This is a genomic window from Nonomuraea mangrovi (assembly GCF_042681425.1).
Taxonomy (GTDB): domain Bacteria; phylum Actinomycetota; class Actinomycetes; order Streptosporangiales; family Streptosporangiaceae; genus Nonomuraea; species Nonomuraea mangrovi.
Window position 1 is genome coordinate 230,084 of sequence record NZ_JBHUFV010000050.1, and the last position, 12,198, is coordinate 242,281.

General features: G+C 72.7%; 10 protein-coding genes. 5 read left to right on the top strand and 5 right to left on the bottom strand.

From position 1 onward, the window contains the following. The first annotated feature begins 2 nt into the window (after positions 1–2). Both ACFSKW_RS33705 and ACFSKW_RS33710 read left to right on the top strand, forming a co-directional pair. Entirely contained in the window at positions 3–974 is a 972-nt protein-coding gene (locus ACFSKW_RS33705; protein ID WP_379576716.1) for a hypothetical protein, read from the top strand. Further along, a complete protein-coding gene (locus ACFSKW_RS33710; RefSeq protein WP_379576718.1) occupies positions 971–1,099 on the top strand; it encodes a hypothetical protein in 129 nt (42 codons plus the stop codon). The genes ACFSKW_RS33705 and ACFSKW_RS33710 overlap by 4 nt, the downstream gene beginning before the upstream one ends. Before the next feature lie 14 nt (positions 1,100–1,113). Here the strand turns inward: ACFSKW_RS33710 and ACFSKW_RS33715 are convergent, their stop codons facing one another. The 4 genes from ACFSKW_RS33715 to ACFSKW_RS33730 are packed head-to-tail and all read right to left on the bottom strand — an operon-like array spanning position 1,114 to position 6,441. Beyond that, complete coding sequence (locus ACFSKW_RS33715; RefSeq protein ID WP_379576720.1) at positions 1,114–2,739, bottom strand: glycosyltransferase; 1,626 nt, start codon at positions 2,737–2,739, stop codon at positions 1,114–1,116. After that, positions 2,736–4,595 (bottom strand): glycosyltransferase, encoded by a 1,860-nt coding sequence (locus tag ACFSKW_RS33720; protein WP_379576722.1) that lies wholly within the window; start codon positions 4,593–4,595, stop codon positions 2,736–2,738. The genes ACFSKW_RS33715 and ACFSKW_RS33720 overlap by 4 nt, the downstream gene beginning before the upstream one ends. After that, complete coding sequence (locus tag ACFSKW_RS33725; RefSeq protein ID WP_379576724.1) at positions 4,592–6,058, bottom strand: glycosyltransferase family 2 protein; 1,467 nt, start codon at positions 6,056–6,058, stop codon at positions 4,592–4,594. The genes ACFSKW_RS33720 and ACFSKW_RS33725 overlap by 4 nt, the downstream gene beginning before the upstream one ends. Next, positions 6,055–6,441, bottom strand: coding sequence for a hypothetical protein (locus ACFSKW_RS33730; protein ID WP_379576726.1), 387 nt, complete (start codon positions 6,439–6,441; stop codon positions 6,055–6,057). The genes ACFSKW_RS33725 and ACFSKW_RS33730 overlap by 4 nt, the downstream gene beginning before the upstream one ends. A gap of 260 nt (positions 6,442–6,701) precedes the next feature. Here ACFSKW_RS33730 and ACFSKW_RS33735 point away from each other — a divergent pair, with 260 nt between their 5' ends. Together ACFSKW_RS33735 and ACFSKW_RS33740 are read left to right on the top strand one after the other, a co-directional pair. Next, positions 6,702–7,802 carry a glycosyltransferase family 2 protein gene (locus ACFSKW_RS33735; RefSeq protein WP_379576728.1) on the top strand — a complete coding sequence of 367 codons (1,101 nt, stop codon included), beginning with the start codon at positions 6,702–6,704 and terminating at the stop codon, positions 7,800–7,802. Next, a complete protein-coding gene (locus ACFSKW_RS33740; RefSeq protein WP_379576730.1) occupies positions 7,799–9,418 on the top strand; it encodes a glycosyltransferase family 2 protein in 1,620 nt (539 codons plus the stop codon). The genes ACFSKW_RS33735 and ACFSKW_RS33740 overlap by 4 nt, the downstream gene beginning before the upstream one ends. A 35-nt stretch (positions 9,419–9,453) precedes the next feature. Here the strand turns inward: ACFSKW_RS33740 and ACFSKW_RS33745 are convergent, their stop codons facing one another. Further along, positions 9,454–10,917, bottom strand: coding sequence for a glycosyltransferase family 2 protein (locus ACFSKW_RS33745; protein ID WP_379576732.1), 1,464 nt, complete (start codon positions 10,915–10,917; stop codon positions 9,454–9,456). A 168-nt stretch (positions 10,918–11,085) separates the two neighbouring features. On the opposite strand from ACFSKW_RS33745, the gene thrC reads away from it, so the two are divergent. Next, positions 11,086–12,126: a threonine synthase gene (gene thrC, locus ACFSKW_RS33750; RefSeq protein WP_379576734.1), complete on the top strand. Its 1,041-nt coding sequence runs from the start codon at positions 11,086–11,088 to the stop codon at positions 12,124–12,126. The last annotated feature ends 72 nt before the right edge of the window (positions 12,127–12,198 follow it).

Here is a 12,198-nt window from a genome sequence, read left to right on the forward strand (position 1 = left end):
CCATGACGGAGAGCGGAAGCGTGACCGGGAGCAGAAGCGTGCCGGTCCTGGCGCGGGGGCCACGGGCCTGGACGGCGTGGGCGGCAGGCGTGTGGTCGTTGGCGTTCGGCGCGGCGGGCGTCCACTGGGCGGCGGGCGGCGCAGGGTTCCCGTTCGGCGCGGCCGACCCACGGGCGGTGCAGGTGGGGTCGCTGTTCGCGGAGGCTGAGCCAGGTTCGACAGGGCCGGCGATCGCGGCGCTCGGGCTGCTCGGCGTCGCGGTCGCGCTGGTGATGGCCCGCTCCGCGGGGGCCAGGCTGCCGCTCGTCTTCGCGTGGGCGATGAGCGTCGGTCTGGTGGTCGCGGTGCCCGATGTCCGGGTGATCCAGAATTTCGGCTATTTGTTCGCTGGTTACACCGGGCTTTGGGATGGTCCGCTACTGTTCATGCTGTTCTGCATCGGGGGAGGGGCCCTCTGGGCGGCGGCCGCATGGACCTACCAGGGCGGCGGCGCACGGGAGCCCGTCCGATGGGGGACACCGGTCACCTACGCGGCCGCCCTGCTGGCGCTGCCGTACGGGATCTCGCGCATCTCGTGGGCGATGGGCATCCCGCTGGGGGTCCAGCCGGAGATGCTCGCAGGAGGGAACGCGACGGGTGGGTCGGTCGTCGAGGCGGTGCTCGGCGGGCTGTGCGTCGCGGGTGCGATCCTCACGCTCGGCCTGGTCCAGCGCTGGGGTGAGGTCTTTCCCCGCTGGATGCCCCTCCTGCGCGGTCGGCGCGTGCCGATCGGGCTCGCGGTGGTCCCCGCGCTGTGCGCGTCGGCCATGCTGGTCCAGTCGGGGGCGCGGCTCTACCTGTGGGTGGCCAAGGGAGACATCGTCCTGAAGGCCGACGGCTGGGGCTCGTTCGGGCCCGGCCTGGCGTGGCTGCCGTGGGGGCTGGCCCTCGCGGCGGCAACCTACGCTTACTACCTGCGCAGACGCGCTGAATGAGGTCACATGCCCGCCCCCTCGCCCTTGTCGAACACCCCTATCCCCTGACCAGGGGCGGCGGGCTGTTCCTGCTCTTCCTCGGCCTCGGATTCCTGCTGACGGCCATATCGGCCGCGAGCCCGTGAACCCCGGGAGCGCCTCAGCGGCCGGGGAAGGTGAGGTTCCTGACCCGTTTGACCGCCCTGGTGAGCACGGTGCGGTTCTGCTCGCGGGCGAGCCTGACCGCCTCCCGCCGCCACTGCTCGGCCTTCTCCTTCCACCGAGCGGTGTCCCTGCGCCCCTTGGCGGCCTCCCTGCGCAGCTGGGTGACCTCGGCGCGCAGCGTGGCCGCCCGCTCGCGCCACCTGGCCAGCTCCTTGTCCCGCTGCCGCGCCAGGCGCTCGTGCTCGGGCAGCGGCCGCCTGCGCGGCGGGTAGACCCGCGGCCTGCGCGTGAAGCCGAAGTCGGCGCCGTCCACCCACTCCACGCCGAAGACCTCGTCGAGCACGTCGTCGAGGGACTCGCCAGGGCGGATGACGAGCGCCGCCCTGGACAGCGCGGCGGTCCGTTCCAGCCGCGCCGTCACCACCCCCTCGGACGTCTCGGCCAGCGCGACGCACAACACGCCGCCGTCCGTCTCCTCCAGGCGCGCGACGAGCCGCTCCACCGTGTCGTGGCCCGGCATCCAGCCGGGCGGGCACAGCAGCCGGAAGGGGGCCACGCCGGGGGGCGGGCCCGCCAGCCGTACCCGGGGATCATGGGCGAACTGGGCGTGGAGCAACCGCAGGTCGAGCAGCGGATCGGTCAGCGGTGAGCGGCGCGAGTCGGTCAGCCACTCCCACGGCCCCGTGACCGTGACCCTCACGTCGGGCAGCGACCCGGCCAGCAGCCCGTCGACGGTCGCGCGGACGTCCTCGTAGGAGCCCGCCTCCACCACGGCGTCCACGTACGGCACCAGCCACTGCCGCCCCTGGTCCTCCCGCAGATACCGCCGGTACGGCACGCGGTCGGCGACGAACGGGTCGTTGTAGCGCTTCAGCTCCGCGAACGAGCGCATGGCCGTCGGCAGCCCGAGATGCCACGCCCGCGCCTCGGGATCGGGCACGAACACCGCGCCCGCCTGCGTCAGCCGGTAGCCGAGCTCGGTGTCCTCCGCCAGCTTGAGCGAGACGTCCATGCCCCCGCACTCGCGCAGCAGCCACGCCGGGTACGACACGGTCGCGCCCACGTGCACCCGTGAGACGAGCGAGCTGGGCGCGGACCTGAGCCCGTCGTGCTCGGCGATGATCTGCTCGGCCCAGTCGTGCCGGTGCGAGGACATCGGGAACAGGTCCTTCACGCCCGCGGCCACCTCGGCGGGCGTGGGCGGCGAGGGCGGCTGGGTGAAGTCGATCCAGCCGAGGACCACCAGGTAGGGGGCCAGGTGGTGCCAGCGCAGCTGTGCCTCGACGTGCTCGGGATGCGGCACCATGTCGGCGTCGAGCACCAGCACGACCTCGCCGGCGGCCGCCTCCAGGCCCGCCTGGACCGCGGCGGCCCTGCCCCAGCTCTCCCGCACGCGCACGACCTTGCAGGGCGCCTCGATGGGCGGGTCGCTGCCGTCGTCCACCACGATGACGTCGAGCAGATGGGAGGGGTAGGTCTGCGCCGAGAGCGCGGCCAGCGTCAGGTCGAGTGTCTCCTGGCAGTCGTGCGCAGGGATGACCACGCTCACCGTCATGGTGGGTTCCCACGTGCCGAGCTCGGGCGGGGCCAGCACGCCGAAGTCGTTGCGCCTGATCCTCATGGCGCCGGCTCCATCAGCGCGCTGGGCCTGAACCCGCGCCACTGCCGCTTGTTGCGCCGCAGGAACGTGCCGATCGGCTCCTGCCACGTGTGGTTGGACGCGGGGCCCCTGCGCAGGACGTAGCCGAGGCCGTGGGTGCGGTAGATCTGCCCGCCCGCGGCCTGCAGCGCCTCCTGGAACTGGGTGTCGACCGAGCGGCGCAACGGCCTGAACCCGCCCACCGCCTGGAAGGCGGACCGCTCGACCAGGATCGTGCCGCCCGCGACGAAGCTGGTGATCTGCTCGGTGATCTGGCTGCGGTGCACGGTCACGTCGATCGAGGACAGGTAGACGAACTCGGGCACGGTCCCGACGACCTGGGCGCCCGAGTAGGAGTGCGCGAGCAGCAGGTCGGACAGGAAGTCGGGCCCGTACCAGTCGTCGTCGTCCATCTTGAGCAGGAACGAGCCGGAGGCGCGGGCCGCCGCGTCGTTCAGCACCTCGCCGAACACCGACTCCGTCTCGAAGACGGTGATCGGCCCGTCGAAGCGCTTGACGGCGTCGACGACGTCGGCGTGCCCGGCCGAGAACCCGTGCAGCGCGAGGATCACCTCGAGCTGCGCGCCGCGCTGCCTGGCGACCTGCTCCAGCGCGAAGCCGACCATGTCGGGCCTGCGTGTCGCGAGCAGCACCGAGGTCAGCGGGGGAGCGGGGGCGGGCGCGCCGAGCTGCTCCCAGCGTGCGGCCACGCCGTGCGTGCGCAGCGCCTCGCGGCGCAGCCTGATGCTGTGCTCCTCGCGCCGCAGGTCGTCGGCCAGGTCGGCGGGCGAGGTGACGAGCGAGGCGAGCGGCTCGCCGAGCGCGCCCGCCCAGCGCGGCACCTCCACCGCGACGATGGGCACCCCCGCCGCGGCCAGGCCCGCCAGCACCCGCACGGCCGCCAGCGGGCCGCTGTGGGCCTGCCGCCATTCGATCGTCACGCCGCGGATCTGCCGCAGCCTGGCGACGTCCGCGTCCGTCACGCCGCCCGAGGCGGCGAACGTCACCACAGGTCTGCCGTCGAGCACGACCGACCACCTGCCCCCCGACTCCGCCAGCGTGGCCATGCCGCGCGACGGCGTCGTGACGAAGCCCATGGGGTTGACCAGGCGCTCGTCGACCGGCGGGATCATCGAGGGTTCGGCGATGACGGAGGCCAGACCCGTCCCGCCGGGCCGGCCGATCCGCTCCCAGCTGGTGGCCTCGGCGGTCGGCCGGTCCACCGGCGGCTCCTCCTCCGACCACTCCACCTCGGCCTCGACCGTGCGCAGGACGATGTCGCCGCCGGGCGCGCCGACACGCTCGGGCACGGGGCCCGTCAGCTCGGCGGGAGTCGCGTTGGGGTCGCCAGGACGCCAGTCGGCGGCGCCGACGCCCGCGATGGCGGCGGCGGGGGCGGCGATCACGTCGAGCCGGTGCCCGGCGAAGGCGCGGGCGGTCGCGGTGACCGTACGGCCTGCGGGGGTCGGCGAGGAGAAGCGCGCGTCGACCACCCACACCCGGTCCTTCGGCTGGTGGACGCGCAGGTCGGCCAGTGATCTCCACCGATGGGCGGGGGTCGGCGTGGGCACGGGGGCGGGGTGCGCGGCAGGCGTGTCGGCGACCGCGACGATCACCCGCTCGGCCTCCGGCAGCAGCTTGTGCAGGGTGGCGACCCTGCGCAGGTCGGCGGGCGTTCCCGCGAGCACCAGCACCTCGTCGGCCCGCTCGGTGCCGGTGGGCGGCTCGACCAGCTCGTGGTCGAGGTCGATGCCGTCGACGTCGATGTCCATGCCCGCGTAGAAGACGCGCACGTCGCCGGAACGGGCCAGTGCCTCTTTCACCAGGTCGGCGATCATATGACGCGCCTCAGGAACGTCGCCAGGCCGCCCCTGCGCGGCTCCGGCGGCTCGGCGGGGGCCGCGGCCTGCCGTCTGAGCTTCGCCACCTCGGCCTCCAGCGACTTGATCTCGTCCTTGCGCCTGGTGGCGAGGGCGCGCCACTTGGCGGGGTCGCCCGCGAGCGGCTCGGCCTCCTCCGCGGTGGTCATGCCGTAGTCGGCCCCTGCCACCCACGTGGACCCGAACATCTCGTCCACCAGGGTGTCCGGATCGCCGCCGATCCTGCGCGCCCTGGAGAAGGCGGACGTACGCTCCATGCGCGCGGCGACGACACCGTCGGCCTCCTCGCCCAGTGCCACGCTGACCAGCCCCTCCTCGTGGGCGACGAGCCTGGCCACGCTGTCGGCACCGAGCACCCATCCGCGTGGCACGGTCACCAGGTGCGGCGTCGGCGCCACGCTCTCGGGCGGGCTCGCGGCGAAGCCGACACGAGGTTCGTGCTCGTACAGGTTATGCAGCAGCCGCAGGTCGAGGTGCGGGTCGTCGAGGCTTGAGCGCCGCTCGTCTGTCAGCAGCGACCACGGGCCCACCAGCGTCACCGCCACGTCGGGCACCGACCCCGCCAACGCGGAGTCGACCGTGGCGCGCGTCTGCTCGTAGCCGCCCGCCTCCACCACGACCCGCACGTACGGCACCAGCCACTGCCTGCGCGGATGGCTCCTCAGCCAGCGCAGGTCGGGGATGTGGTCGCCGAGGAAGGACCAGTTGTGCCTGTGCACGTCCTGCTGCCTGCGCATCACCGTGGACTCCCCGACGTGCAGGCTGCGGGCCTCCCCGTCGGGGATGAACACCGCGCCCGCCTGCGCGAGCCGGTAGCCGAGCTCGGTGTCCTCGGCCATGTTCAGGCTCGGGTTCACGCCGCCCGCGTCGGCCAGCAGACGCGCGGAGACGGAGGTCGTCGCCCCCGTGTGCAGCAGGTAGGCGGTGCGGCCCGCGTCCTTGAGCCTGCGCGTCTCCTCCAGCATCTTCGCCGTGTACGGCTGCGCGCTCGCGCTCGCGAAGTCGTCGCCGAACACGATGTCACCGATCACCACGGCGTGGTCGATGAGGTGGTGCCACCGCATGTGCGCCTCGATGTGCTCGGGCGCGAGGAACATGTCGGCGTCCAGCCAGTGGATCACCTGGCCTGTCGCGGCGAGCGCGCCGGTGTTCCTCGCGTTGCCGCGCCCCCAGCCCTCCGCGACCCTGACGACCCTGGTGCGGGCGCCCTCCGTCCGCAGCGGCGGGCTGCTGCCGTCGTCCACGACGACCACGTCGAGCAGGTGCGCGGGATAGGTCTGCGTCGCCAGCGTCGCCAGTGTCCTGTCGAGTTCGTCCTGGCAGTCGTAGGCCGGGATCACCACCGTGACGGACAGTTCAGGCGTCCATGCTCCGATCGGCGGGGGACTGAGCACGCTGTAGTCGTTGTGGCGGACTTTCACACCTTCTCCCCGCGCAGCTCGCGAAGCTCTGCCCGGAGCTCGGCCACCTCCTCGGCGTGGGTCATCGCGTTGACCCTGTCCTCGCCGAGAGAGGCGAGGATGGCGGTGAGGTCCTCTCCGCGGCTGCTCGCCGCGTGCTCGACGGCGGCCGCGAGCTTGTCGATGCGGGCCTCGATCCGCTTCAGCCCCGTGGCCGTCTGTGCGAGGCCCGTCTCGATCTTCTTCACGCGCACGTCGATGCGGTGCGCCTTGCCGTCCAGGCGGCGCACGGTCAGCACGAGGAAGGCCAGTGCGGCCAGCGCGAGGAGGAAGGCGGCCGCGGCGAGGGCGGCGGCGAAGGACAGTACGCCCGCGTACGCCGGCATCGCCAGCGCGACAAGCACCAGAGCTCCGAGGATTGCGGTCGCGGCTAGTCGGCGGGGCGAGAGCATCCGCGCATACCTTTCCATGTTTGTGAATCGCCAACCTGGGAAAGTCCGGACATTTACACCATAGTCAAGGTGGGTCACTACGGTGCCACAAGTTTCTGGAGGATCCCTGGGAACCTGCAGCTCCAGGTGCTCGTTAGGCATGGCCCCTCCATCCGGGTTGTCAGGTCAGCGTAAAGTGGGCGCGCTCGACGACAAAGGCAGGAGGAGCCCCCATGACCGCCACCCCCTCCGTGGACGCGCGAGGGGCGACCGGTTACCTGCGCACGCCAACCCAGGGGATGGCGCCGCTGCGGTGGGAGGGCGGGCAGTGGACCGTCGAAGGCACGCCCCTCGCCGAGCCCGACGCGCTCAGGATGCTGGCGGGGCTGTCAGTGGAGTGGCCGTCGGCGGAGGAGCCCGAGCGGCGGGCGGTCCTCGACGGGGTGGTCTCCCTCGCCTGCGCCGGCGTGCCGCTGACCACCGAACCCGCCTCGGCCGTGCCCCCATGGGTGCCCGCCGACCTGGGCGAACTCCTGGCCGACAGGGCATGGCTCGCCGCGCCGCGGGAGGCCGGCCCCCGATGCGTCGCCGACCTGCGCCGCGAGGAGCACAGCGTACGGCTGCGCAGGCTCGCGCCCAGGCCGTCGGTCACCCCCACGGTCAGCGTCGTCATGTCGAGCATGAGGCCGCACCTGCTCGGCTCCGCCCTCGGCCAGATCGCGCGGCAGCGTCACGTCCAGGCGGAGGTGCTGCTCGGGCTGCACGGCATCGAGGACCATCCGCTCGCCCGCCGGGCCGTCGAGACGTTCCCGCTGCCGATCCGCGTGGTGTCGGCGGAGGCGGCCGTGCCGTTCGGCGCGCTGCTGAACAGGGCCGCCTCGCACGCCTCGGGCGAGTATCTCGCCAAGTGGGACGACGACGACTGGTACGGCCCCGAGCACCTGTCCGACCTGCTGCTCGCCAAGCGCGCCTCCGGCGCCGACATCGTCGGCACGGCGGCCGAGTTCTTCTACCTGGAGCCGCTCCTGACCACGATTCGTCGGACCTCCTACAGGAGCGAGGTGTGGAGCGACTTCGTCGCGGGCGGCACGATCCTGCTCGACAGGGACGCCTTCCCCGGCTTCGAGCCGCTGACGCGCGGCGTCGACGCCGCCCTGCTGAAGTCCCGCCACGCCGACGGCGCCCGCATCTACCGCGCCCACGGCCTCGGCTACGTGCTGCGCCGCTCGCTCAGCGAGGGGCACACGTGGCAACTCCCGCTGTCGCACTTCCTCAAGGTCGCTCACAACCAGTGGCGCGGCTTCCGGCCCAGCCTGCTCATGGAAACCACATGATCCTTCCTCGGGTGCGGGGCAACGACTACCGCACGCTCGACGTGCCTACGCTGGGCTCGTGGACCCCCACCATGAGCGTCAGCGTGGTCATCCCCGCGTACGGCGGTCAGGACAAGCTCGACCTGGTCGTCGAAGGGCTCGCCAGGCAGAGCTATCCGGGCCACCTGACCGAGGTCATCGTCGTCGACAACGGCAGCGACCCCGCGCTGCGCGTCCCTCCGTGGGTCAAGCTGGTCGTCTGCGAGGAGCCGGGCCGGGCGACCGCCCGCAACGCGGGCCTGGCCGTGGCGTCGGGCGAGGTCGTCCACTGGCTCGACTCCGACGTCGTGCTCACGCCGCGGGCACTCGAGGCCCACATGCGCTGGCACCACGCCGCGCCGTACCTGGTGGTCACCGGCTACATCCGCTTCACCTCCGCGCCGGTGCCCGCCGAACTGCCCGACGACCTGGAGCGGAGCTTCGAGCCCGCCGAGCCGCACAAGTGGATCGTCGACCTGGTCGAGCGGACCGACGGTCTCACCGCCAACCCCACGCGTCCCTTCAGCCTCCACGTCGGCGGCGCCACCTCCGTCAACGCCCGCCTGATCGCCGCGGCCGGCCCCATGGACGAGGAGCTCATCCTGGGCCAGGACACCGAGATGGGCTACCGCCTGGCCCAGGCGGGCGCGGTGTTCGTGCCCGAGCCGCTGGCCCGCGCCTACCACCTGGGGCCCACGATGCGGATGCGCGACAAGGCGCCGATCGACAGGGTCAGCCACGCCACCGTCGCCGACCGCATCCCCGCCTACCGGTGGCTCCGCTCCCACCCGGGCCGCCAGTGGAAGGTGCCCTTCGTCGAGGCCGTCGTCGAGGCCGCCGGCGCCGCCTACGAGGACGTGCGGGCGACCGTGGACGCGCTGCTCGCGGGGACGGTCCCCGACGTGCGGGTGACCCTCGTCGGGCCGTGGGACTCGCTCGCGCGCGACAGGCGGGCGCCGCTCAAGGACCCCAACCTCGACCTGGTGCTGGCGCAGGGGCACTACGCCCACGAGGGCAGGGTGCGCCTCGCGGTCGACGACGTGGTCGAGCCGGCCGTGCCGTACGTGCTGCGGGTGCCCGCGGGGTGGGTGCCGGGCGCCGACACCCTCGCACGCCTGCTCGACGTAGCAGGGAGCGAGGGGCAGGGACTGGTCGACGTGCTGCTGGCGGAGTCGGCGTCCGGCATCGTCTCGGCCAGGCTGGAACGCACGGCCGCCTACGCCAGGGCGGCGATCGTGGCGGGCCCCGAGGAGGACCTCGACGACGCGGTGGACTCGGTGTTCGGCGTTCGCTGGGTGGCGGGGGAGACCTACGGGTTCACCAGGCAGACCCGCGACATCCCCGGCAGGGGGAGCGTCTACCGGGCCAGGATGGACGCCCAGGCGGAGGTCGAGAAGCTGCGCGCGGACGTGGAGCGCCTACGCGGGCAGGTGGCGCGGTGGCGCGACGACGCGGGCAAGTGGCGCAAGAGCGCGGTGGAGCTGCGGCGTGAGGTCGGCTCGCTGCGCCGCGAGCTCGCCGCGGCCGGGCGCGTCCAGCAGGGTCTGCGCGCCGCCCTCACCGCCTCGCTGCGCCGCGCGCTGCGCAAGAAGGACTGACCGGCGCCCGCCTGCGGGGCCTGCGGCGGAAGCCGTCAGTTGGGGCGCAGGGCGGACTTGAGGCGGCGGAGCAGCGTGCGCTCCCCTGCGGCGGGCGGGGCGGATGGCGGAGTGGGCACGGGCGCGGGGATCGACACCGGCTTGGGCGGGGCGGGCGCCGGCCAGTAGCGGTCGGGGCCTTCGCGCCTGATGCCGTGGGTGACCTCGATGATCTCGTCGGGTTCGGCGCCGCCGGGCACGAGCAGCCGCGCGCGAGCCAGCGCCGACGTGCGCTCCAGCCTGGCCGTGCGCCCGTCGGGCAGGTCGACGACCAGCACACCCGCCAGGTCCTTCTGCACCGACTCGACCATCCGCTCCAGCGTCGCCCTGTGCAGGGGGACGTCGACGGGGCCGACGTAGCGGAACGGCGTCGGCGAGGGCGTCGGCGCCGCCTCGTCGATGAGCCTGACCCGATCGTCATGGGCGTAGAGCTCGCGCATCACCCTGAGCTCGAAACACGCGTCGCCGAGCACCGACCGCCGTCCGTCGTGCAGCCGCGACCAGGGGCCGACGAGCGTCACCACGACGTCCTGCAGCTTGCCGTCGAGCGCGGCCGCCACCGCCTGCCGTACCGTCGCCTCGGAGGTGTCCGTGACGTCCAGGACGATCTCCACGTACGGCACCAGCCATCGCCTGCCCTTGTCCTTGCGCAGGTCGCGGCGGAGCGGGATGCGGTGCGCGAGGAAGGGCTCGACCACCCGCACCGCCCGCTCGCGGTCGCGGTGCTGCGCCGGCAGCCCCAGATGGACGGCCTGCGCCTCCAGGTCCGGCACGAACACCACGCCGTGCATCGCCAGCCGGTAGGCGAACTCGGTGTCCTCGCCGCGCAGGACGTGCGGGTCGAGGCCGCCCACGGCGTGGAACACCTCCCGCGGCAGGGCGAACGTCGGCCCTGTGCACACGTGGTAGGGATTACGGCTCTTGCGCAGCCCGTCCGTCTTCTCGATCGTCGCCTCCGTCGAGCTCGGGATCGCCGACGCGAGGTCGAACAGGCCGCCCAGGTCCGTCGCCCGGTAGACCTGCTTCGGCGTCAGCGGCGGCTTCTCGACGAACTTCTTCATCCCGATCGAGACCACGTAGTCCGACACGTGGTGCCACCTGGCCATCGCCTCGATGTGCTCGCGGCAGGCCACCATGTCGGCGTCGAGGCGCTGGATGATCTCGCCGTCGGCGGCCTTCACCCCGGTGTTGACGGCGGTGGAGATGCCCCACCCGTCCGTGACGGGGACGATCCTGGTGTTGAGCGGCCTGATCTCCGGCAGCGTGATCGGCGGTTCGCTGCCGTCGTCGACGACCACGACCTCCATCAGGTGCTCGGGGTAGGTCTGCCCGGCCAGCGCGGCCAGCGTGAGGTCGAGATGCGGGCCGCCGTGCGCGGGGACGACCACGCTCACCGACAGCGAGGGCGACCATTCGCCCAGTCGCGGCGGCGTCAGTGCGGAGTAGTCGTTCTGCCTCATCGCCGTCATGGTGGTTACAGCCCTCCCCGTCCCCTGTGGGAGACCTTATCCGGGGTTGCTGGGTATTGGCGGAAGAGTCTGTCCAAACGGTGGACGGTCGTACCGCCGAGTGAGCCCGGTGGCCGTAGACTCTGTGCCCAACACCGCAGGTAGTCGCAGGAGCGAATCATGACCAGGGCATGGCGAGGCCTCATCGAGGAATACCGGGACCGCTTGCCGGTGAGCGAGACGACGCCCGTGATCACGCTCCTTGAGGGCGGCACGCCACTCGTCCCCGCCCACCGCGTCTCCACGCTGACGGGCTGCGAGGTCTACCTGAAGGTCGAGGGCGCCAACCCGACCGGCAGCTTCAAGGACCGCGGCATGACCATGGCCATCAGCAAGGCCGTGGAGGAGGGCGCCAAGGCGGTCATCTGCGCCTCGACGGGCAACACCTCGGCCTCGGCCGCCGCCTACGCCGTACGCGCGGGGCTGACCTGCGCCGTGCTCGTGCCGCGCGGCAAGATCGCCATGGGCAAGCTCGCGCAGGCGCTCGTGCACGGCGCGACGCTGCTGCAGGTCGAGGGGTCCTTCGACGACTGCCTCGAGATGACGAGGAAGCTGTCGGAGAACTACCCGATCGCGCTGGTCAACTCGGTCAACCCCTACCGTCTGCAGGGGCAGAAGACGGCCGCCTTCGAGATCGTCGACGCGCTCGGCGCCGCGCCCGACATCCACTGCATCCCCGTCGGCAACGCCGGCAACATCTCCGCCTACTGGATGGGCTATCAGGAGTACGGCACCTCCCCGCGCATGTTCGGCTTCCAGGCCAGCGGCGCGGCGCCCATCGTCAACGGCGCCCCCGTCACCCACCCGCACACCATCGCCACCGCCATCCGGATCGGCAACCCGGCGTCGTGGAAGCTCGCCGAGGCGGCCCGCGACGAGTCGGGCGGCCTCATCCAGGCGGTGACCGACCGGCAGATCGCCGCCGCCTACAAGCTGCTGGCGCAGGAGGAGGGCGTGTTCGTCGAGCTCGCCTCGGCCGCCAGCGTCGCGGGGCTGCTGCACGCGCACGCCCAGGGACTCGTGGAGGCGGGCCGGCGCATCGTCTGCACGGTCACGGGCAACGGGCTGAAGGACCCCGATTGGGCGATCTCGGGCGCGCCCGCGCCCGTCACCATCCCCATCGACGTCCACGCCGCGGCCTCCGCGCTCGGCCTCGACTGATCCTTCTCTCTTCCGTACGGCAGGCCGGCTCGGCGCCTCCGTGGTCACGGGGCGCCGTCCGCCGAAGGCGCG

Excerpts from the sequence above, each read along its gene's own strand:
- ACFSKW_RS33735 (WP_379576728.1), top strand. The coding sequence starts at position 6,702 with ATGACCGCCACCCCCTCCGTGGACGCGCGAGGGGCGACCGGTTACCTG.
- ACFSKW_RS33740 (WP_379576730.1), top strand. The coding sequence starts at position 7,799 with ATGATCCTTCCTCGGGTGCGGGGCAACGACTACCGCACGCTCGACGTG.
- ACFSKW_RS33710 (WP_379576718.1), top strand. The coding sequence starts at position 971 with ATGAGGTCACATGCCCGCCCCCTCGCCCTTGTCGAACACCCCTATCCC.
- ACFSKW_RS33720 (WP_379576722.1), bottom strand. The coding sequence starts at position 4,595 with ATGATCGCCGACCTGGTGAAAGAGGCACTGGCCCGTTCCGGCGACGTG.
- ACFSKW_RS33705 (WP_379576716.1), top strand. The coding sequence starts at position 3 with ATGACGGAGAGCGGAAGCGTGACCGGGAGCAGAAGCGTGCCGGTCCTG.
- ACFSKW_RS33715 (WP_379576720.1), bottom strand. The coding sequence starts at position 2,739 with ATGAGGATCAGGCGCAACGACTTCGGCGTGCTGGCCCCGCCCGAGCTC.
- ACFSKW_RS33745 (WP_379576732.1), bottom strand. The coding sequence starts at position 10,917 with ATGAGGCAGAACGACTACTCCGCACTGACGCCGCCGCGACTGGGCGAA.
- thrC (WP_379576734.1), top strand. The coding sequence starts at position 11,086 with ATGACCAGGGCATGGCGAGGCCTCATCGAGGAATACCGGGACCGCTTG.